The 20,490-nt window shown below is 49.3% G+C and carries 19 protein-coding genes, 1 pseudogene and 1 other annotated feature; of the genes and pseudogenes, 8 read left to right on the forward strand and 12 right to left on the reverse strand.

Translation table 11 applies throughout. The features are described 5' to 3' along the window. Positions 1 to 396 precede the first annotated feature (396 nt). From ymiC to topA, 5 genes are all read right to left on the reverse strand, one after another. On the reverse strand, positions 397 to 492 hold the full coding sequence (gene ymiC, locus C1192_RS25075; RefSeq protein ID WP_122983110.1) for a small membrane protein YmiC: 96 nt from the start codon (positions 490 to 492) through the stop codon (positions 397 to 399). Positions 493 to 608: 116 nt separating this feature from the next. Then, positions 609 to 779 carry a YciX family protein gene (locus tag C1192_RS05695; RefSeq protein ID WP_052463018.1) on the reverse strand — a complete coding sequence of 57 codons (171 nt, stop codon included), beginning with the start codon at positions 777 to 779 and terminating at the stop codon, positions 609 to 611. Between the two features lie 2 nt (positions 780 to 781). Then, a complete protein-coding gene (locus tag C1192_RS05700; protein WP_077784537.1) occupies positions 782 to 922 on the reverse strand; it encodes a YmiA family putative membrane protein in 141 nt (46 codons plus the stop codon). A gap of 316 nt (positions 923 to 1,238) precedes the next feature. After that, positions 1,239 to 2,213 carry an HTH-type transcriptional regulator CysB gene (gene cysB, locus C1192_RS05705; RefSeq protein ID WP_000776256.1) on the reverse strand — a complete coding sequence of 325 codons (975 nt, stop codon included), beginning with the start codon at positions 2,211 to 2,213 and terminating at the stop codon, positions 1,239 to 1,241. 209 nt (positions 2,214 to 2,422) lie between these two features. Further along, positions 2,423 to 5,020: a type I DNA topoisomerase gene (topA, locus tag C1192_RS05715; protein ID WP_001516492.1), complete on the reverse strand. Its 2,598-nt coding sequence runs from the start codon at positions 5,018 to 5,020 to the stop codon at positions 2,423 to 2,425. Between the two features lie 379 nt (positions 5,021 to 5,399). On the opposite strand from topA, the gene C1192_RS05725 reads away from it, so the two are divergent. Continuing rightward, entirely contained in the window at positions 5,400 to 5,651 is a 252-nt protein-coding gene (locus C1192_RS05725; RefSeq protein ID WP_001031530.1) for a YciN family protein, read from the forward strand. 92 nt (positions 5,652 to 5,743) lie between these two features. After that, the gene (locus tag C1192_RS05730; protein ID WP_103194764.1) at positions 5,744 to 6,952 is read left to right on the forward strand and encodes an IS256-like element IS1414 family transposase; all 1,209 of its coding nucleotides are present in this window, start codon (positions 5,744 to 5,746) and stop codon (positions 6,950 to 6,952) included. Positions 6,953 to 7,009: 57 nt separating this feature from the next. On the opposite strand, the gene sohB is transcribed toward C1192_RS05730, so the two are convergent. After that, complete coding sequence (gene sohB / locus C1192_RS05735; RefSeq protein ID WP_000422073.1) at positions 7,010 to 8,059, reverse strand: protease SohB; 1,050 nt, start codon at positions 8,057 to 8,059, stop codon at positions 7,010 to 7,012. A 217-nt stretch (positions 8,060 to 8,276) separates the two neighbouring features. On the opposite strand from sohB, the gene C1192_RS05740 reads away from it, so the two are divergent. Both C1192_RS05740 and cobO read left to right on the forward strand, forming a co-directional pair. Continuing rightward, positions 8,277 to 9,035: a YciK family oxidoreductase gene (locus C1192_RS05740; protein WP_038354650.1), complete on the forward strand. Its 759-nt coding sequence runs from the start codon at positions 8,277 to 8,279 to the stop codon at positions 9,033 to 9,035. After that, positions 9,032 to 9,622, forward strand: coding sequence for a cob(I)yrinic acid a,c-diamide adenosyltransferase (gene cobO, locus C1192_RS05745; RefSeq protein WP_001516495.1), 591 nt, complete (start codon positions 9,032 to 9,034; stop codon positions 9,620 to 9,622). The genes C1192_RS05740 and cobO overlap by 4 nt, the downstream gene beginning before the upstream one ends. Positions 9,623 to 9,674: 52 nt before the next feature. On the opposite strand, the gene C1192_RS05750 is transcribed toward cobO, so the two are convergent. The 6 genes and pseudogenes from C1192_RS05750 to rnm form a co-directional block, all read right to left on the reverse strand. After that, positions 9,675 to 9,983, reverse strand: a complete 309-nt coding sequence (locus C1192_RS05750) for a hypothetical protein (RefSeq protein ID WP_001516496.1) — start codon at positions 9,981 to 9,983, stop codon at positions 9,675 to 9,677. Positions 9,984 to 9,993: 10 nt separating this feature from the next. Further along, complete coding sequence (locus C1192_RS05755; protein ID WP_038354651.1) at positions 9,994 to 11,016, reverse strand: hypothetical protein; 1,023 nt, start codon at positions 11,014 to 11,016, stop codon at positions 9,994 to 9,996. Positions 11,017 to 11,180: 164 nt separating this feature from the next. Further along, on the reverse strand, positions 11,181 to 12,056 hold the full coding sequence (gene rluB / locus C1192_RS05760) for a 23S rRNA pseudouridine(2605) synthase RluB (protein ID WP_001291217.1): 876 nt from the start codon (positions 12,054 to 12,056) through the stop codon (positions 11,181 to 11,183). A 212-nt stretch (positions 12,057 to 12,268) separates the two neighbouring features. After that, positions 12,269 to 14,170, reverse strand: a pseudogene (locus tag C1192_RS05765) (DUF2207 domain-containing protein). A 27-nt stretch (positions 14,171 to 14,197) separates the two neighbouring features. Further along, positions 14,198 to 14,818 (reverse strand): L-threonylcarbamoyladenylate synthase, encoded by a 621-nt coding sequence (locus C1192_RS05770; protein ID WP_001516499.1) that lies wholly within the window; start codon positions 14,816 to 14,818, stop codon positions 14,198 to 14,200. Then, positions 14,815 to 15,696 carry an RNase RNM gene (gene rnm / locus C1192_RS05775; RefSeq protein ID WP_001285652.1) on the reverse strand — a complete coding sequence of 294 codons (882 nt, stop codon included), beginning with the start codon at positions 15,694 to 15,696 and terminating at the stop codon, positions 14,815 to 14,817. The genes C1192_RS05770 and rnm overlap by 4 nt, the downstream gene beginning before the upstream one ends. Before the next feature lie 137 nt (positions 15,697 to 15,833). Between rnm and trpL the strand changes: the two genes are divergently transcribed. The 4 genes from trpL (at position 15,834) to trpCF (ending at position 20,489) form a co-directional block, all read left to right on the forward strand. Then, positions 15,834 to 15,878, forward strand: a complete 45-nt coding sequence (gene trpL / locus C1192_RS05780) for a trp operon leader peptide (protein WP_001700591.1) — start codon at positions 15,834 to 15,836, stop codon at positions 15,876 to 15,878. Continuing rightward, positions 15,855 to 15,948: a sequence feature (Trp leader region), on the forward strand. (Overlaps the previous gene by 24 nt.) Before the next feature lie 21 nt (positions 15,949 to 15,969). Beyond that, positions 15,970 to 17,532, forward strand: a complete 1,563-nt coding sequence (gene trpE, locus C1192_RS05785; protein ID WP_038354652.1) for an anthranilate synthase component I — start codon at positions 15,970 to 15,972, stop codon at positions 17,530 to 17,532. Then, positions 17,532 to 19,127 (forward strand): bifunctional anthranilate synthase glutamate amidotransferase component TrpG/anthranilate phosphoribosyltransferase TrpD, encoded by a 1,596-nt coding sequence (trpD, locus tag C1192_RS05790; RefSeq protein WP_000763504.1) that lies wholly within the window; start codon positions 17,532 to 17,534, stop codon positions 19,125 to 19,127. Before trpE ends, trpD begins: the two co-directional genes overlap by 1 nt. Continuing rightward, the gene (trpCF, locus tag C1192_RS05795; protein WP_077784526.1) at positions 19,128 to 20,489 is read left to right on the forward strand and encodes a bifunctional indole-3-glycerol-phosphate synthase TrpC/phosphoribosylanthranilate isomerase TrpF; all 1,362 of its coding nucleotides are present in this window, start codon (positions 19,128 to 19,130) and stop codon (positions 20,487 to 20,489) included. Position 20,490: the final 1 nt, after the last annotated feature.

Consider the following 20,490-nt stretch of genomic DNA (forward strand, 5'->3'; position numbering starts at 1 on the left):
CGGGTGTCATGCCCTACTATGCCCTCTGCTGACTCCTGTCCGCCGGTCAGCGCCCCTTACGGTACGCTCAGTTCTGGATACAGAACGACGGACAGGCCTCCCGGGGTAAGTTCAGCCGCCTTCACCACACACCTGTCCGATTTACCACCCCGGTTCTTGATGGTTATGGCCTTCGCAATTCTTTGCTTGCTCCGCCAACCGGGTAGGCCTCGTATCGGATTTCTGTTCGTCAGGTCATGGATTTGCTTCACGCTTCCTTCAGACCCCGCCTCACGACGACGCCCTTGCGCTTCGCTAGTCCTTCGCCACCATCAGGCTGGACAGGGGACTTTCACCCCCGAGCTGCTGAACATGCCCGGCACACAAAGAAAAACCTCGCCGCAGCGAGGTCAGAGATTAGTGAGCAACTATCCAGATGAGTTCGGACCAGAAGAGTATCGACAGAGAAAATGCGCCCATCCAGGACCAGTATTTCGTATTTGTGATGATCATAGGCTACACCCTTTATTTGTTATTACTTTATGTTGAAATTACTCAACCTTTTATTGCAGTGGTGTATTAAAAAGCGTTTAATTCACGAATATATCGGATAATAAGAATGATGATAATTATTGTTTCTGCTGATCATCTTCAGCAAACATCTCTATAAAGGCTTGCTGCTGCGACGTTAGTTTCCAGTTATCTGGAATAACGACGGAACATTCTCGTTTCGTTTCCATTTCGTTGTCACTATGCTGACATAATGGTGACGATCCCTGATGCTGCTCCTGAACAACCATCGTTATCCCCACACTTTCCATATCAGTAGTGCGACAACCACCCAGAAGAGTGCAGAACCAATAAATACTGCACGCCAGGCTTTGCGTTTTAATTCAGGGTCCCGGCGGGGTTCCTGATTTCCAGAAGGCATTGCTAACCTCATATGATCGCCATCACTTATCAGTAAGACGTTAACCAATTGGTAAAATTAATCAAACGATAAGACAAATCCTAATGAAACTTTAGCCAAAAATCCAGCTAATTTACGAATCATATCCAGTGAATAATTCAATCTTTTGACCTGATATAGATATTTGAAGATTGAAGTTTGCGAGGCGGGTAATTAGGCACTACTTTATGATCGATTTACCATAAAGATTTCAGGGGTAATTATATTGTGGGTGCGTACGAATAAGAAGGAGCAGAGAATATATTCCGGCCCCCTGGTAACATAAAGGTGCCGGAAATAACGCAGGTAATTATTTTTCAGGCAACTTGATATCTTTAAACATGACCTCAATTTCTTCATTAGAACGCAGTGCCACAGCGGCATCAACGACGTCTCGCGTTAAATGCGGGGCAAAACGCTGAATGAAATCATACATATAACTGCGTAAAAACGTACTGCGACGAAAACCAATTTTGGTTGTGCTATGGCTGAAAATGTCGTGTGCATCGACACGAACCAGGTCAGGGTCAGCAACCGGGTCGACCGCCATGCTGGCAATCACCCCTACCCCCAGTCCCAACCGGACGTAGGTTTTAATGACATCAGCATCCGTTGCCGTGAAGACGATACGCGGCGTCAACCCTGCGCGGTTAAAAGCGGTATCCAGTTCAGAGCGTCCGGTAAAACCGAAGGTATACGTCACCAACGGATACTGCGCCAGTTCTTCAATGGTGATTGCATTTTTGCCTGCCAGTGGGTGGTCCGGGGTCACCACAATAGCCCGGTTCCAGTGATAGCATGGCAGCATCACCAAATCTTCATACAAATGAAGTGCTTCCGTGGCAATAGCGAAATCGGCATTACCTTTAGAGACTGCATCGGCAATTTGTGTCGGTGATCCCTGGTGCATATGCAAAGAAACGCGAGGATAACGCTCAATAAAACCTTTGATGACGTTTGGTAACGCATAGCGTGCCTGAGTGTGAGTAGTGGCAATATATAATGAGCCTTTATCTGGCCAGGTGTGCTCTCCGGCAACCGATTTAATGGCATCTACTTTCGACAGGACTTCACGAGCAATACGAATTATTTCCTGCCCGGCTGGAGTAACCTGCGTCAAATGCTTGCCGCTGCGGGAAAAAATTTGAATGCCCAACTCATCTTCCAGCATTCTGACTTGCTTACTGATCCCAGGTTGTGATGTGTAAAGTCCTTCAGCCGTTGATGAGACATTCAGGTTATGATTGACCACCTCAACAATATAGCGAAGTTGTTGTAATTTCATGTTAAACCATCCACTTAGACGCCATCTGAACATCGTTTTTTCGTCACACCTGGCGGGTGACTAATACGATTTAATAATAAAAAAAGCGATAACTATAACCACTATATCATTTATAGCTTTAGTGTATAGGTGTGCAGAAAAAATAATATGTAATAAAAAAGGGCCGTTTTCGCGACCCTTTGTTTATAAAAACCGGAAAAAGTTAAAGGTTATTTTTTCCCTTCAACCCATTTGCCATCTACATAAAATGCTGACCAGCCAGTTGCCTTTCCATCTTTTTCCGAAGAGACATATTGCTGTTTGGTTTTACGGCTAAAGCGAACCATTGTCTTATTACCTTCCGGATCCTGCTGCGGCGCATCGGCCAGATAACGCAATTTTTCCGGTAAACGGTCGCGGAAGCGATAAAGCTCTTCCACCAGCGGTGCACGCGTTTCACGTGATTTCGGGAAGGTATTGGCAGCCAGGAACACACCGGCAGCACCATCACGCAGCACGAAATAAGCATCCGATTTTTCGCACGGTAATTCTGGCAGCGGAACCGGATCTTCTTTCGGCGGCGCGACTTCACCGTTACGTAAAATCTTACGCGTGTTTTTACACTCTTCGTTAGTGCAGGCCATGTATTTACCGAAACGCCCCATTTTCAGATGCATTTCAGAACCACATTTTTCACACTCAACGATCGGGCCGTCATAACCTTTAATGCGGAATTCGCCCTCTTCGATCTCGTAACCGTCGCAGGTTGGGTTATTACCACAGACATGCAATTTACGTTTCGGATCGATGAGATAGCTATCCATCGCCGTGCCACACTTCTGGCAACGACGTTTGGCGCGCAGCGCGTTGGTTTCAGCATCTTCGCCTTCCAGCACGTTAAGCACTTCGTTTTCCGGCACCAGGTTGATGGTGGTTTTGCAACGCTCTTTCGGCGGTAGCGCATAGCCGGAACAGCCGAGGAATACCCCGGTACTGGCAGTACGAATACCCATTTTGCGGCCACAGGTCGGGCAATCGATACTGGTCAGAACCATCTGGTTCGGCCGCATACCGCCCTCTTCCGGATCTTTTTCCGCTTTATCGAGCTGCTGGGTGAAATCCGAGAAGAAGTGATCCAGTACGGCTTTCCACTCTGCTTCGTGATTCGCCACCTGGTCGAGGCTGTTTTCCATCTGCGCGGTAAAGTCGTAGTTCATTAACTCACGGAAATTTTCTTCCAGGCGATCAGTTACGATCTCACCCATTTTTTCCGCATAGAAACGACGGTTTTCTACGCGCACATAACCACGATCCTGAATGGTCGAAATGATCGACGCATAGGTGGAAGGACGACCAATACCGCGTTTTTCCAGTTCTTTAACCAACGAAGCTTCACTGAAACGGGCTGGCGGTTTGGTAAAGTGCTGAGCAGGTGTCAGCTCAACAAGCGACAGTGAGTCACCTTTATCGACAGCCGGTAAAATACGATCTTCATCGCCTTTACGCAGCGCGGGCATCACTTTCGTCCAACCGTCGAAACGCAAAATACGTCCGCGCGCTTTCAGGCGGAAATCACCTGCGCCAACGGTCAGCGTGGTGGAGTCATATTTCGCCGGGGTCATCTGACATGCAACGAACTGACGCCAGATTAACTGGTACAGTTTCTGCGCATCCGCTTCCATATCTTTCAGCGATTCTGCCATTACATTGACGTCAGAAGGACGAATCGCTTCGTGCGCTTCTTGAGAGTTTTCTTTGCTGGCGTATTGGTTCGGGCTTTCCGGCAGATATTTCTTACCGAAATTATCGCTGATATATCCACGAACCATATTTACTGCGTCCTGACTCAGGTTAGTGGAGTCGGTACGCATGTAAGTGATATAGCCAGCTTCATACAGACGCTGCGCCATCATCATGGTTTTTTTCACGCCAAAACCAAGACGGGTACTGGCAGCCTGTTGCAATGTGGAAGTAATAAAAGGCGCGCCAGGTTTACTGGTTGTCGGTTTGTCTTCACGTTCCAGCACGCTATAGCGCGCTTTTTCCAGCAGACTTACCGCTGCCTGAGTTTGTTCTTTAGTCGCCGGGCGGAACGGTTTGTCGTTCTGATGGGTCACCTGCAAGGCCAACGCTTCGCCTGATGGTGTGGTCGTGCTGGCATCCACCTCCCAGAACTCTTCCGGTACGAACGCTTTAATTTCTCGTTCACGCTCGACCACCAGGCGAACCGCCACTGATTGCACACGCCCGGCAGAAAGACCGCGAGCAATCTTTTTCCACAGCAGCGGAGAAACCATATAACCCACCACACGGTCCATAAAGCGACGCGCCTGCTGGGCATTAACACGATCAATATTCAGCTCGCCAGGTTTGTTGAAAGCCTGGCGGATCGCGTTTTTAGTAATTTCGTTAAACACCACCCGGCTATAGCGCGCATCATCACCACCAATCACTTCCCGCAGGTGCCATGCAATGGCTTCCCCTTCGCGGTCAAGGTCGGTTGCGAGATAGATGTGGTCGGCTTTTTCCGCCAGTTGTTTCAGTTCAGAGACGACCTTCTCTTTACCAGGCAACACTTCATAGTGCGCCTCCCAATTGTGCCACGGGTCAACCCCCATACGGTTGACGAGAGCGCCACGTTCATCCTTTTTAGGCTTTTTAGCCGTCTTGGTGGAGGTAGAGTCGGCACTCTTTTTAGTAGTTGAGCCACTGGTCGGCAAATCGCGGATGTGACCGACGCTGGATTTCACCACGTAGTCACTACCCAGATACTTGTTGATCGTTTTGGCTTTTGCCGGGGACTCAACGATGACAAGAGCTTTACCCATATTCACCTTACCTAATTTGATTCTTCCAGGAATGCGTCGCACATTGATAAACCTTCCACTGGCAACGAGTTACCGATATGGACTCGCTCTCTGCGGATATCAACCCCTTGTCGTGACTCTGTTCACGAAAATTCAGGTGACTGAGTTAGCAGGTCTTTGCCTACAGGCGCTATAGCACGACGGAATTTTGGTCGAATGTCAAGCAAATCTATTGCCAGATTGACGAAAGCGTCACACTGTACCTGATAAAATCCGTTACGCAACTTTATTAGCATGCAAAATCCAAAGTTGCCAGTAAGGCGCACCTGACGCCAGCGTGGTATATTTGTCTGCAAGCCATGCCTGGCGTAGACTAATGTCCTTGTTTAAGGAGTAAATAATGAACAAAGAGACACAACCCATCGACCGCGAAACGCTGTTGAAAGAGGCCAACAAAATCATTCGTGAGCATGAGGATACGCTCGCAGGAATTGAAGCCACCGGCGTTACGCAGCGTAATGGCGTACTGGTGTTTACCGGCGATTACTTTTTAGATGAACAAGGATTGCCGACTGCGAAAAGCACCGCGGTGTTTAATATGTTTAAACACCTGGCTCACGTGCTCTCGGAAAAATATCATCTGGTAGATTAAAGCAAAACGCGAGGCCTGAAGAGCCTGTACATAGATTTGTGTAATTGCCTGATTTTGATATGTTCAATCCAGCATCAAATGAAGGTTAATTTATGGACGAAAAACAGTTACAGGCTCTGGCTAACGAACTGGCCAAAAACCTCAAAACCCCTGAAGACCTCAGTCAGTTTGATCGGCTGCTGAAAAAGCTCAGCGTTGAAGCCGCTCTCAATGCAGAGATGACACACCATCCTGGGTATGAGAAAAATCAGTCCAGACCAGGAGCTAACTCCCGCAACGGTTTTTCCACAAAGACCGTTATCACAGGCGACGGTCCACTGGAACTGCGTACTCCGCGCGATCGTGACGGTACCTTCGAACCACAACTGGTAAAGAAAAATCAGACCCGTATTACCGGGATGGATAACCAGATCCTCTCGTTGTATGCCAAAGGGATGACCACCCGTGAGATAGCTGCTGCGTTCAAAGAACTGTATGACGCAGATGTTTCACCGGCACTGATATCAAAGGTTACCGATGCCGTGATGGAGCAGGTTGTAGAATGGCAAAACCGACCACTGGATGCTGTTTACCCCATTGTTTATCTTGACTGTATCGTCCTGAAAGTTCGGCAGGACAGTCGCGTCATCAACAAATCGGTGTTCCTGGCACTGGGCATCAATATCGAAGGTCAGAAAGAACTGCTGGGTATGTGGCTGGCCGAAAATGAAGGGGCGAAGTTCTGGCTCAATGTGCTGACTGAACTGAAAAACCGCGGTCTGAACGATATCCTCATCGCCTGTGTGGATGGCCTGAAAGGCTTCCCGGATGCCATCAACACAGTATATCCGAAGGCCCGCATCCAGTTATGCATCGTGCATATGGTGCGCAACAGCCTGCGCTTCGTGTCATGGAAGGACTACAAAGCCGTCACTCGCGACCTGAAAGCGATTTATCAGGCTCCCACGGAAGAGGCAGGCCAGCAGGCACTGGAAGCGTTCGCTGCGGCCTGGGACTGTCGCTATCCTCAGATAAGCCGAAGCTGGCAGGCTAACTGGCCGAATCTTGCCACGTTCTTCGCTTATCCAACGGACATCCGCAAAGTGATCTATACGACGAATGCCATCGAGTCGCTAAACAGCGTGATCCGCCATGCGCTCAAAAAGCGTAAAGTGTTCCCGACAGACGACTCGGTGAAAAAAGTGGTGTGGCTGGCAATCCAGTCTGCGTCCCAGAAATGGACGATGCCGTTGAAGGACTGGCGAATGGCAATGAGCCGCTTTATTATCGAGTTCGGTGACCGCCTGGACGGTCACTTCTGAGAAAAGGCATTTACACAGAATCTTAAACAGGCTCGGCCTGAACCTCGCGTTTGTCTTTTACATCAAAGGCTTTTGCCCGCGCTGCCACCAGCGTAACAACAATCGGTCGACGCTCTCTGCCGCACTGCCGGTAAATCGGTCTATTAACCGTTTACGCTGCATATAACGCACGTTAACCACTTCACGGCCTTCCATCAGACTCAGAATCACTTCATCACTGGTGTTTATTTCGTCAACCAGACCTTTCTCTACCGCCTGTTGCCCGTACCAGTGTTCGCCAGTAGCCACCTCTTCAATATCCAGAGACGGACGCATACGTTTTACAAAAGCTTTAAATAGCTGATGTGTTTCGTTCAGTTCTTCACGGAATTTCTCACGCCCTTCTTCGGTGTTTTCACCCAGCAATGTCAACGTCCGCTTATATTGCCCGGCAGTATGCAGTTCGATATCAATATCTTTACTTTTCAGGAAGCGGTTAAAGTTGGGCATTTGCGCCACCACACCGATGGAGCCAACAATGGCAAACGGTGCGGAAACAATTTTATCCGCAACACAGGCCATCATGTAGCCGCCGCTGGCAGCCACTTTGTCTACCGTAACGGTTAAAGGAATGTTTTTATCGCGCAGACGCTGCAACTGCGAGGCTGCCAGACCGTAACCATGAACCATACCGCCGGGGCTTTCCAGACGCAAAACCACCTGGTCACGCGGCTTAAATGCCGCGAGTACCGCAGTGACCTCTTCACGCAGCGAGTTCACTTCATGCGCGTCCATGCTGCCTTTGAAATCCAGCACCCAGACACGGGGCTTACTGTCAGTCACCACCTCGCCCAGTTTGGCTCTCGCTTTCGCTGCTTTCGCTTCTTGCTTGTGCTTTTTCTTCTGCGCTTTATGCCACTGTTTTTGCTGATGTGTATCCATCAGCGCTGCGGCCAGTTCTTCTTTCATCTCCTTATATTGTTCGCTGAGATTATTAACCCGTAACTCGCCACGCTGGCGCTTATTACGTTGGGCAACATTGACAATAATGGCGGCAATAGCCGCAATCGCCACCACAACAGTGACAATTTTCGCCAAAAACAAACCATATTCAGACAACAATTCCACGAGTCCCACCTTGGTTAAACAACGCTTTGCTTCACAGTTTACAACAGGCATGTTAAGCCGTCTCGCAGAGATATTCTTGACGAGAAAGTATGACAAAGTATTCATTTTGCGGCGTTATCGCTCCTGGCTGATTGAAATGCGCCTCTGTTTAAGACATAACCCCTCAAAGTCATAAGTACACTGGCAACGCGACGGATAATGTCGTTGAGGAGTAGCCATGAATTACCAACCAAAACAAGATTTACTCAATGATCGTATTATCCTGGTGACCGGTGCCAGCGACGGAATTGGTCGTGAAGCCGCTCAGACTTATGCGCGTTATGGCGCGACGGTGATTTTACTGGGTCGTAACGAAGAAAAATTACGTCAGGTCGCCCGGCGTATGTTCGAAGAGACCGGACACCAGCCACAGTGGTTTATTCTCGATTTGCTGACCTGCACATCCGAAGATTGCCATCAACTGGCACAGCGCATTGCCGTTAATTATCCGCGTCTGGACGGCGTTCTGCATAATGCCGGATTGCTTGGCGAAGTTTGCCCGATGAGCGAACAAAATCCGCAGGTCTGGCAGGATGTCATGCAGGTCAACGTAAATGCTACCTTTATGCTGACCCAGGCACTTCTTCCTTTATTACTCAAATCGGACGCCGGTTCGCTGGTCTTTACCTCATCAAGCGTTGGACGTCAGGGGCGTGCCAACTGGGGCGCATATGCTGCCTCTAAATTTGCCACCGAAGGGATGATGCAGGTACTGGCCGATGAATATCAGCAGCGTCTGCGTGTGAACTGCATTAACCCGGGCGGTACGCGCACCGCCATGCGTGCCAGTGCCTTCCCTACGGAAGATCCGCTGAAGCTCAAAACACCCGCCGATATCATGCCGCTATACCTCTGGCTGATGGGCGATGGCAGCCGCCGTAAAACCGGTATGACCTTTGACGCCCAACCGGGCCGTAAACCAGGAATTTCCCAATGAGTGACGAACGCTACCAACAGCGTCAGCAACGTGTTAAAGAAAAAGTGGATGCCCGCGTGGCGCAGGCCCAGGATGAGCGCGGCATTATTATTGTTTTTACTGGCAATGGAAAAGGCAAAACCACTGCGGCATTTGGTACGGCAACACGCGCGGTAGGTCACGGAAAAAAAGTGGGCGTCGTGCAGTTTATTAAAGGCACCTGGCCTAACGGCGAGCGCAATCTACTGGAACCACACGGCGTCGAGTTTCAGGTGATGGCAACAGGTTTTACCTGGGATACGCAAAACCGCGAAGCTGATACCGCTGCCTGCCGTGAAGTCTGGCAACATGCAAAGCGAATGCTGGCTGATTCCTCGCTGGATATGGTTTTGCTCGATGAGCTGACGTATATGGTGGCGTATGACTATTTGCCACTGGAAGAAGTGGTGCAAGCCTTAAATGAGCGTCCACATCAGCAAACGGTGATTATCACGGGTCGTGGCTGTCATCGGGATATACTTGAACTGGCAGATACCGTCAGTGAATTACGCCCCGTCAAACATGCGTTTGATGCAGGAGTTAAAGCACAAATCGGGATTGATTATTAAGTGAAAGCACCTCAAAAGATTGCCTCTTGAGGTGCTTTAATCATAATTATATTCAAGCGGCAATAGCGAAATTCAGAATGCGTTTAATCTCATTCAAATGTCCCGGATATGCTTCATGATTCTCAGCGTCAACATCTTCAATAAATAATATCAGTTCAGTAATTAACGCATTCGCATCTTCATAACTAATTCCGCTTAACTCTGGTGAGGTTTCAGAACCATAGTTAATCGTCAGGTTGTTCATAATCGAGAGGATAAGGATAAAATATTTATGACAAACCTTACATGTGGTTTTATTGCCCAGTGTATTATACAGCATGTCGAGTAATGCCAGTATTCTACGATTTTGTACATCGTTCATAAAAAGCCTCCTATAACATTATTCCGCTAGCAATAAGTAGTTTTGCCAGCCCCTCAGACGCCTTTAACCCACTAATTACTTGTGCACGTAATATTTCATTTAGCCTTTTTTGTTCAGCCGCTGTGCGTGTTTTATTAGTGTATAAATCCTTAAGGTGATTCCCCTCGTCAAGAAATGAGTTCAGTGCTTGTATTGCTGGAATTGCTGGATCTGCTGCACGAAGACGTGTTTCATTAATGCTGATAATCGCAGCCAGGAATTCTTGTCTGCTCTTCAATGTCTTAAATTCATTACCTCCTCCTTTTTTTAAGGAGGTATTGTAATAAACGAGATTATTATGTACCGTCGCAAAGGTATTTCTTCTGGTTTGTTTACCTTTTGTCGCGATATCGTTTCGTATATCAGCTAGATCATTTTTTATTCTTTGCCAATGATTATTTACCGTACTACCTATATTCCCTGCGCTTACCCTTGTATTATACAACCCATTGAAATAAACCACTAAATCTTTAACCGCTGCTGCAGATTTTGTTAATGTTCCACCATCATTGATGCCCAGAAGTGCCCCCGCATTATTCGCGTGATCCAGAGCTTGTTTAAGCAATATGAACTGTTTGCTGTCTTTAACATCTAAATCCTCATTCAAAAGTTCGACATAAGAACTCATACTGCTAATGATTTCCATAGAAGCCAGCAATCTTTCTTTTTCAGTAGCGACTATCTTTGTAGTAAAAAGATCTTCTTGAGATTTTTTGTGCTTATCTCCAGGTTGCTGACACAATGACTCATTACTGGTACTGTTTTCAATAACTACCTCATAATCTGGTCGGGGTGCACACTCCGGATTAGTCGCATAAAAATTAACAAGAAAGTTTTCACGAGAAGCATAGTATTGTTTAAAGAAACTTGCATTCGCCGCCACCGCCTTGTTACCCGCAGTAATAACAGTTTCAGCTTGTTCATTTTTCAAAGCATCGGTTGCACAACCTGAAATCATTAACAGCGATAGAAATACTCCACTATATCTAATCATAACCCACCTCTTGACGTTGAGTTTATCTCAGATAATTAAATAGTAATGTGGCTATTTCCGGGCATTATTCATAAGCAAGTATGAAATTAAATTAAAATGCTGCGACTATTTATCATGCTTCAAATGAAGAAAAGGCCCCGCAGGGCCTTTATTTTATACTTAACTTAACCGTTATTATTACGTCCGCCAGAACGACGACCGCCGCTCACCTGACTGTGACGTTTCACCGCACGTCGAATTTGATTCGCCTTCATACGACGACGATCTTTTTCTACGGCAACTTTAGAACTGGTTTCTGGCGGCAGTTCCACCAGCTCACGCAGATAGTTAGTCTGGGCGAGATCCAGCTCCGTCCAGCCACCACGTGGCAGACCTTTCGGCAGTGGGATATCACCGTAACGCACACGAATCAGGCGGCTAACCTGCACGCCAACCGCTTCCCAAAGACGACGAACCTCACGGTTACGGCCCTCGGTAAGAGTGACGTTATACCACTGGTTGATCCCTTCACCGCCACTAAACTTGATGGTTTTAAAGGCTGCCGGACCATCTTCCAGTTGCACGCCGCGACTCAAATCACGCAGTTTCGCGTCGTCAACCTGACCAAATACACGCACGGCATATTCACGTTCAACTTCACGGCTTGGGTGCATTAAGCGGTTTGCCAGTTCACCATCGGTGGTGAACAGCAACAGACCACAGGTGTTAACGTCGAGACGGCCAACGGCAATCCAGCGCGCCCCACGCAGCTTCGGCAGACGATCAAACACGGTAGGACGCCCTTCCGGGTCATTACGAGTACACAACTCGCCTTCTGGCTTGTAATAGGCCAGAACGCGACAAATTTGTTCAGCGGACTCGCGTACCGAAATCAGGTGACCATCGATACGGATTTTCAGCCCAGGGGTAACTTCAACGCGATCGCCGAGTTTAGCAATTTTGCCATCAACACTCACACGACCGGCTTCAATAATAGATTCAATTTCACGGCGAGAACCGTGGCCGGCACGCGCCAGCACTTTCTGTAGCTTTTCGCTCATAGAGCTTCCTTTTGGTGTCGCCTTCCCAGGCGTCTGATATGCTTTTGTGCAACAATGAGTCAGAACTTACATCTGACTCACTGATAGTAAAGTCTGTTTGAACTCTTCAGGCCTTAAGTAAACGACTCGACGTTTTAACTGGCCTGGCTTTGAGGCGCAACATACTACACTATCTTTATGGTTAAAGCTTGTTTCGATTAACATCGGTTTGGTTACCAACCACCACCGCCTCCACCTCCCGCACCGCCACCAGCGCCAGAACCACCACCGGAATAGCTCCGCCCCAACAAACTGGTATAGGCCCCGCAACTCAGGTGCGTCTGTAATGAGAATAAAACGCCGTTACGGGCAATCTCTGGAGCGCGAATAGCCGAAGAGAGCGAAGGGGCGATGCGTAACACCCATTCCCTCCCCAAATTTGCCGATATAGCCCAACCTAACAAAGCGTAATCCAGTTTCCGTGTTTCCCCTTTCCGCCGCCGCCCACTGTGCGTTGCCGCCTCTTTACGCGCAAGATAGTTAACGATAGCTTCACCGTGGGCATAACGTTGCTGCCCAGTTTGGGTAAACTTTGGCAGAAAAATATACCCCATGCCAGTGAGATAACCGGTCAGGAAAACAGCGCTAAAATAACCCGCTGGCATATACCAGTAAAAGAATACATCTCCGACATTGATGTAGAGAGAATAGAAGGCCACGCCTGAACAAATCAGTGGTAAAAACAAAGTGATTATTACACGATTAACGCAAGGCTTGTCATCATCGCGGGCCAACAAAAGCTCAAGGGAACAAAATAAAAAAGGAAGAAGCCAGCAGATCATAATAAACATATCGCCCACCAGACTCATTCCTGCCCAACCTATGGGACTCAGATTACCGTAGAGAATGACCGCCAATATCGCCATTCCCCCCCATTACAAAAACGCATCAGGTCGGTAAAAGGAAGACTTTTTACGCGGCAGATAAAATTTCTGCATCCGTAAAAATGCTCTGCGTAAGACGCTGTTGCGCCTCCCCGTGAGAACGACCTTATCGCCTTTACGAAATAACGCTTCCAGTAATAACTGCTCTGCGGGCAGTAATACCGCATTATTTCTGGTGGCGCCTTCATTAACATGGATCAGGGTTTGCTGATTTTTGTCATACTGATCTTCCAGATGAATTTTTCCTTTCACAATCAGATTTACGATATCGGCACAAAAACCTTTATCGTCGTAAACCAGCTTCGCATCGAGACGTAACATTCCGGGCGTGTAATCTGGCGGAATGACATCGGTTTCAATCACATCTACCGGCGTAAATTGCGGCCTGCGCTTCCAGAGATATAACCATCCACACGCCAGGAGCAAACACGGTAACCAAATGATAAGAGACGATGTTGAGGGTCCAAAAAGATGGCTAAAAATATTCGTCGTGTGTTGTGCCGGGGCATTATCCAGCAAGGCATGAGGCCAACGGTAGAGAACCGTGAAGTCTTCTCGATAAAACGGATCGCGAGATTCAATTCTTCCGTCCTCAAGGATGCGGCCATTTCGATATGTGTCGCCCTCATCTCCGGTAAAGATATCGATTTCACTAAATGGATTACCCGCAATATTAGAGAACTTGAGTGAAAATCGGGTCTTATAGATTTCAAACGGCCAGTTGCTACCGGTCACGTTCCAGATTAGCAGGTCAGAATCTCCCTCACGCAGGAAAGCATTTTTAACCTGATAATGAATTTGATAATAATAGTCGCCTTGAGGCAAGAAACGTTGTTTATCGCCCACGACAATACTCATTAACCCAATATGCCAGTCAAGATGCCAGGGTTCAGGAACGCCGTCACGGGTAACGGCAACAATACGATAGTTCAGCAGTGCAGCGTCCCCATTAGACTGCATCCATAGTCGTGGTAAATCACGAGAAAATCCGTGCTTAATCTGCTGATTTCGCGCCTGAAAATAAATATTCTCTTTGATGTCGAGCACCCCATCCGGTTGCAGAGTGGCTTCAACATCAAAGAGCGAGATCCCTTCTTCATATGAAGGGATCTCCGTGTTTTTCGCATAACTCAACGAAGAGAAAAAAAGCCCAACTATCAACAGCAAAATGCAGCGATATATCCCTGCCATAATCTTCCATCCGTGGAACGCAATTTCTTATAAGAAAGGTTTCACATCACCTACGCCTTCACGCACCACGACTGGTGTGTCATCGGTGAGATCGATAACCGTTGTCGGTTTCTGTCCGAGGTAGCCGCCGTGAATAATCAAATCTACCTGTTTTTCCAGACGATCTTTAATTTCTTCCGGATCGGATTCGGTAAATTCACTGCCAGGTAGCATCAGCGAGGTAGAAAGCATCGGTTCACCCAGCACCTCAAGTAATGCCTGGGCGATGGGGTTAGATGGCACGCGCATACCAATGGTTTTACGTTTTTCCTGCAACAGTCGGCGCGGCACCTCTTTCGTTCCCTTCAGGATGAAGGTGTAGTTACCTGGCGTGTTGTTTTTCATCAGGCGAAACGCGACGTTATCAACAAAGGAATAGGTCGAGAGTTCGGAAAGATCACGACACATCAGGGTAAAGTTGTGACCGTCCGGCAACTGGCGAATGCGACAAATACGCTCCATCGCGTTTTTATCTTCAATTTTACAGCCCAGTGCGTAGCCTGAATCGGTAGGATAAACAATCACCCCACCTTTACGCACAATCTCCACCGCCTGGTTGATCAGACGCTGTTGCGGATTATCTGGATGGATATAAAAAAACTGACTCATACTTCCCTCTCTGTCTTGTTCTGTGGCTGTTCCCAAAGCTGCCAGACGCCTTCAACGCCTGCGGGCAGCCAGAGTTTACGCCCCAGTTCAATCCACGGGCACGGCTGATGAAAATCAGAGCCTTGTGATGCCCATAAATGGTGCTGGCGTACAAGTGTCGCCAGTTGGGTGCGTTCATTGGGCGATTGCTGGCATTGCGCGACTTCCATCGCGTCGCCGTGATGTTCGGCAAAATGCGCAACCAATCTTTTCAGCCATTTAGCACTAAGATTGTACCGCCCTGGATGAGCCAGCACCGCCTTACCGCCAGAATGATGAATGACATCAATAGCTTGTTCTATTGTACACCACTGTGGCGGAACGTATCCGGTTTTCCCGCGCGCCAGATATTTTTTAAAGACGTCCGCCATTGAACTGGCTTTGCCACACTCGACCAGAAAACGAGCAAAATGTCCGCGAGTTACCGCGCCGCCCTGCGCTAGTCTTCGCGCCCCTTCCAGCGCGCCCGGTATTTGCGCTTTTTCCAGCCTTTCTGCGATTAACTGCGCCCGCTGATTACGCCGTTCAGTTTGCTGTGCCAGGAATTCACACATTGCCGGATGAGAAATATCAATATTCAACCCGACAATATGAATTTCATGATTTTCCCATACGGTGGAAATTTCCACGCCAGGAATAAGATTCAGTGCCAGTCCCGAACGTGAAATTTCTTCTCTTGCTGGCGAGATCCCTGCCGTGGTGTCATGGTCGGTGATCGCCAGGGTGCCGACGCGCATTTCTGCGGCACGGTGTACCAGCGCTTCCGGTGTCAGGCAGCCATCGGAAGCCGTAGTATGGCTGTGCAGGTCATAAATGACTGCGTAATTCGTGTCGCTCAAGGCGCACTCCCATTTTGGATAATGTTTTTTGCGTCGTCATCATAACGGTTCTGGCAAATATTCTGAAATGAGCTGTTGACAATTAACCATCGAACTAGTTAACTAGTACGCAAGTTCACGTAAAAAGGGTATCGACAATGAAAGCGATTTTCGTACTGAAAGGTTGGTGGCGCACTTCCTGAAACGGGCAGTGTATTCACCATGCGTAAAGCAACCAGATACCCAGCCCGCCTAATGAGCGGGCTTTTTTTTGAACAAAATTAGAGAATAACAATGCAAACACAAAAACCGACTCTCGAACTGTTAACCTGCGCAGGTGCTTATCGCGATAATCCGACCGCGCTTTTTCACCAGTTGTGCGGAGCACGCTCTGCTACGCTGCTGCTGGAATCGGCAGATATTGACAGCAAAGATGATCTGAAAAGTCTGCTGTTAGTGGATAGTGCGCTGCGTATTACCGCATTAGGTGACACTGTCACAATTAAAGCGCTAACTGACAATGGGACATCTCTGCTTGCATTGCTGGATAGCACTCTGCCTGCTGGCGTAGAAAATGAACAATCGCCAGATTGTCGCGTGCTGCGTTTTCCGCCCGTCAGCACTCTTTTGGATGAAGATGCCCGTTTATGCTCCCTTTCGGTTTTTGACACTTTTCGTTTGTTGCAGGATCTGGTGAATGTGCCGAAGGAAGAACGAGAAGCGATGTTCTTTGGCGGCCTGTTCTCTTACGACCTGGTCGCAGGATTTGAAGATTTACCGCAACTGGCGGCTGAAAATAACTGCCCTGATTTCTGTTTTTATCTTGCTGAAACGCTGATGGTGATTGACCATCAGAAGAAAAGCACACGCATCCAGGCCAGCCTTTTTGGTCAGAATGAAGAAGAAAAACAGCGCCTCACTGCTCGCCTGAACGGACTTCGCCAGCAACTCACCGAAATCGCGCCGCCACTGCCAGTGGTTTCCGTGCCGCATATGCGTTGTGAATGTAATCAGAGCGATGAAGAGTTCGGCGGGGTCGTGCGTTCGTTGCAAAAAGCGATTCGCGCCGGAGAGATTTTCCAGGTCGTGCCATCTCGCCGTTTCTCACTGCCCTGCCCGTCACCTCTGGCAGCTTATTACGTGCTGAAAAAGAGTAACCCCAGCCCGTACATGTTTTTTATGCAGGATGATGATTTCACTCTGTTCGGCGCGTCGCCGGAAAGTTCACTCAAATACGACGCCATCAGTCGTCAGATTGAAATCTACCCGATTGCCGGAACACGCCCACGCGGTCGTCGCGCCGATGGTTCACTGGACAGAGACCTCGACAGCCGGATTGAACTATCGATGCGTACCGACCATAAAGAGCTTTCCGAGCATCTGATGCTGGTGGATCTCGCCCGTAACGACCTCGCGCGCATTTGCACCCCCGGCAGCCGCTACGTAGCCGACCTCACCAAAGTTGACCGTTATTCCTACGTGATGCACCTCGTCTCCCGCGTGGTCGGTGAACTGCGCCACGACCTTGACGCCCTGCACGCTTACCGCGCCTGTATGAATATGGGCACGTTAAGCGGTGCGCCGAAAGTGCGCGCCATGCAGTTAATTGCCGAAGCAGAAGGTCGTCGACGCGGCAGCTACGGCGGCGCGGTAGGTTATTTCACCGCGCACGGCGATCTCGATACCTGCATTGTCATCCGTTCGGCGCTGGTGGAAAACGGCGTCGCTACCGTGCAAGCCGGTGCTGGCGTGGTGCTTGATTCTGTTCCGCAGTCGGAAGCCGACGAAACCCGTAATAAAGCCCGCGCTGTACTGCGCGCTATCGCCACCGCGCATCATGCACAGGAGATTTTCTGATGGCTGACATTCTGCTGCTCGATAATATCGACTCTTTTACTTACAACCTGGCAGATCAGTTGCGCAGCAATGGTCATAACGTGGTGATTTACCGCAACCATATTCCGGCGCAAACCTTAATTGAACGTCTGGCGACGATGAGCAATCCGGTGCTGATGCTTTCACCCGGCCCCGGTGTGCCGAGTGAAGCCGGGTGTATGCCGGAGCTACTCACCCGTCTGCGTGGCAAGCTGCCGATTATCGGTATTTGCCTCGGTCATCAGGCGATTGTCGAGGCTTACGGCGGTTATGTCGGCCAGGCGGGGGAAATACTCCACGGCAAAGCTTCCAGTATTGAACATGATGGTCAGGCGATGTTTGCCGGGTTAAGCAACCCGCTGCCGGTGGCGCGTTATCACTCGCTGGTTGGCAGTAACATTCCGGCCGGTTTAACCATCAACGCCCATTTTAATGGCATGGTGATGGCGGTGCGTCATGATGCAGATCGCGTTTGCGGTTTCCAGTTCCATCCGGAATCGATTCTCACCACCCAGGGCGCACAACTGCTGGAGCAAACGCTGGCGTGGGCGCAACAGAAGCTGGAACCGGCCAACACGCTGCAACCGATTCTGGAAAAGCTGTATCAGGCACAGACGCTTAGCCAGCAGGAGAGCCACCTGTTGTTTTCAGCCGTAGTTCGCGGCGAACTGAAGTCCGAACAACTGGCGGCGGCGCTGGTGAGCATGAAAATTCGCGGCGAGCACCCGAATGAAATCGCCGGGGCGGCAACTGCCCTGCTGGAAAATGCTGCGCCGTTCCCGCGACCTGATTATCTGTTTGCCGATATCGTCGGCACCGGCGGTGACGGCAGCAACAGCATCAACATATCTACCGCCAGTGCTTTTGTCGCTGCTGCTTGTGGACTGAAAGTTGCGAAACACGGCAACCGCAGCGTTTCCAGTAAATCCGGTTCGTCCGATCTGCTGGCAGCATTTGGTATTAACCTGGATATGAATGCCGATAAATCGCGCCAGGCGCTGGACGAGTTAGGTGTCTGTTTCCTCTTCGCGCCGAAGTACCACAGCGGTTTTCGCCACGCGATGCCAGTTCGCCAGCAACTGAAAACCCGCACCCTGTTTAACGTGCTGGGGCCATTGATTAACCCGGCGCATCCGCCGCTGGCGTTAATAGGTGTTTATAGCCCGGAACTGGTACTGCCTATTGCCGAAACCCTGCGCGTACTGGGGTATCAACGTGCAGCAGTGGTGCATAGCGGCGGAATGGATGAAGTTTCTTTGCACGCGCCAACGATTGTTGCGGAATTGCACGATGGAGAAATCAAAAGTTATCAACTGACTGCTGAAGATTTTGGCCTGACGCCCTACCACCAGGAGCAACTGGCTGGTGGGACTCCGGAAGAAAACCGTGACATTTTAACACGCTTGTTACAAGGTAAAGGTGACGCCGCTCATGAAGCAGCCGTCGCGGCGAATGTCGCCATGTTAATGCGCCTGCATGGCCATGAAGATCTGCAAGCCAATGCGCAAACCGTTCTTGCGGTACTGCGCAGTGGTTCCGCTTACGACAGAGTCACCGCACTGGCGGCACGAGGGTAAATGATGCAAACCGTTTTAGCGAAAATTGTCGCAGACAAGGCGATTTGGGTAGAAGCCCGCAAACAGCAACAACCGCTGGCCAGTTTCCAGAATGAAATTCAGCCGAGCACGCGACATTTTTATGATGCGCTGCAGGGCGCACGCACCGCGTTTATTCTGGAGTGCAAAAAAGCATCGCCGTCAAAAGGTGTGATCCGTGATGATTTCGATCCTGCACGTATTGCCTCCATTTATAAACATTACGCTTCAGCAATTTCGGTGCTGACTGATGAAAAATATTTCGAGGGGAGTTTTGATTTCCTCCCTATTGTCAGCCAAATCGCACCACAGCCAATTTTATGTAAAGACTTTATTATCGACCCTTACCAGATCTATCTGGCTCGCTATTATCAGGCTGATGCCTGCTTATTAATGCTTTCAGTGCTGGACAATGAACAGTATCGCCAGCTCTCCGCCGTCGCCCATAGTCTGGGTATGGGCGTGCTGACCGAAGTCAGTAATGAAGAGGAACTGGAACGCGCCATTGTGCTGGGAGCAAAAGTCGTTGGCATCAACAACCGCGATCTGCGTGATTTGTCGATTGATCTCAACCGTACCCGTGAGCTTGCGCCGAAACTGGGGCACAACGTGACGGTGATCAGTGAATCCGGAATCAATACTTATGCTCAGGTGCGCGAGTTGAGCCACTTTGCTAACGGCTTTCTGATTGGTTCGGCGCTGATGGCCCATGACGATTTGAACGCCGCCGTGCGTCGGGTGTTACTGGGTGAGAATAAAGTGTGTGGCCTGACTCGTGGGCAAGATGCCAGAGCGGCTTATGACGCTGGTGCTATTTACGGCGGATTGATTTTTGTTGCCACATCACCGCGCTATATCAGCGTTGAACAGGCGCTGGAAGTGATAGCTGCAGCACCATTGCAATATGTCGGCGTGTTCCGCAATCACGATATTAATGAGGTCGTTGATAAAGCGAATACCCTGGCATTAGCGGCAGTACAACTGCATGGCAGTGAAGATCAGGAGTATATCGACGCCCTACGTGACGCTCTGCCTGAAAATGTTGCCATCTGGAAAGCATTAAGCGTCGGTGAAGTCCTGCCTGCACGCGCTCTTCAGTTCGTCGATAAATATATTTTCGACAACGGCCAGGGCGGCAGCGGACAACGTTTCGACTGGTCACTGTTACATGGTCAATCGCTAAGCAACGTTCTGCTGGCGGGTGGTTTAGGCGCAGATAACTGCGTGGAAGCGGCACAAACCGGCTGCGCCGGGCTTGATTTTAATTCTGCTGTAGAGTCTCAACCGGGCATTAAAGATGCACGCGTTTTGGCCTCGGTTTTCCAGACACTGCGCGCATATTAAG

The sequence above is a fragment of the Escherichia marmotae genome (assembly GCF_002900365.1).
In the GTDB taxonomy this organism is placed as follows: domain Bacteria; phylum Pseudomonadota; class Gammaproteobacteria; order Enterobacterales; family Enterobacteriaceae; genus Escherichia; species Escherichia marmotae.

Bases quoted from the DNA above. Each gene is read 5' to 3' on its own strand.
- ymiC (WP_122983110.1), bottom strand. From the start codon at position 492: ATGATCATCACAAATACGAAATACTGGTCCTGGATGGGCGCATTTTCT.
- C1192_RS05695 (WP_052463018.1), bottom strand. From the start codon at position 779: ATGGTTGTTCAGGAGCAGCATCAGGGATCGTCACCATTATGTCAGCAT.
- C1192_RS05700 (WP_077784537.1), bottom strand. From the start codon at position 922: ATGAGGTTAGCAATGCCTTCTGGAAATCAGGAACCCCGCCGGGACCCT.
- cysB (WP_000776256.1), bottom strand. From the start codon at position 2,213: ATGAAATTACAACAACTTCGCTATATTGTTGAGGTGGTCAATCATAAC.
- topA (WP_001516492.1), bottom strand. From the start codon at position 5,020: ATGGGTAAAGCTCTTGTCATCGTTGAGTCCCCGGCAAAAGCCAAAACG.
- C1192_RS05725 (WP_001031530.1), top strand. From the start codon at position 5,400: ATGAACAAAGAGACACAACCCATCGACCGCGAAACGCTGTTGAAAGAG.
- C1192_RS05730 (WP_103194764.1), top strand. From the start codon at position 5,744: ATGGACGAAAAACAGTTACAGGCTCTGGCTAACGAACTGGCCAAAAAC.
- C1192_RS05740 (WP_038354650.1), top strand. From the start codon at position 8,277: ATGAATTACCAACCAAAACAAGATTTACTCAATGATCGTATTATCCTG.
- cobO (WP_001516495.1), top strand. From the start codon at position 9,032: ATGAGTGACGAACGCTACCAACAGCGTCAGCAACGTGTTAAAGAAAAA.
- C1192_RS05750 (WP_001516496.1), bottom strand. From the start codon at position 9,983: ATGAACGATGTACAAAATCGTAGAATACTGGCATTACTCGACATGCTG.
- C1192_RS05755 (WP_038354651.1), bottom strand. From the start codon at position 11,016: ATGATTAGATATAGTGGAGTATTTCTATCGCTGTTAATGATTTCAGGT.
- rluB (WP_001291217.1), bottom strand. From the start codon at position 12,056: ATGAGCGAAAAGCTACAGAAAGTGCTGGCGCGTGCCGGCCACGGTTCT.
- C1192_RS05770 (WP_001516499.1), bottom strand. From the start codon at position 14,818: ATGAGTCAGTTTTTTTATATCCATCCAGATAATCCGCAACAGCGTCTG.
- trpE (WP_038354652.1), top strand. From the start codon at position 15,970: ATGCAAACACAAAAACCGACTCTCGAACTGTTAACCTGCGCAGGTGCT.
- trpD (WP_000763504.1), top strand. From the start codon at position 17,532: ATGGCTGACATTCTGCTGCTCGATAATATCGACTCTTTTACTTACAAC.
- trpCF (WP_077784526.1), top strand. From the start codon at position 19,128: ATGATGCAAACCGTTTTAGCGAAAATTGTCGCAGACAAGGCGATTTGG.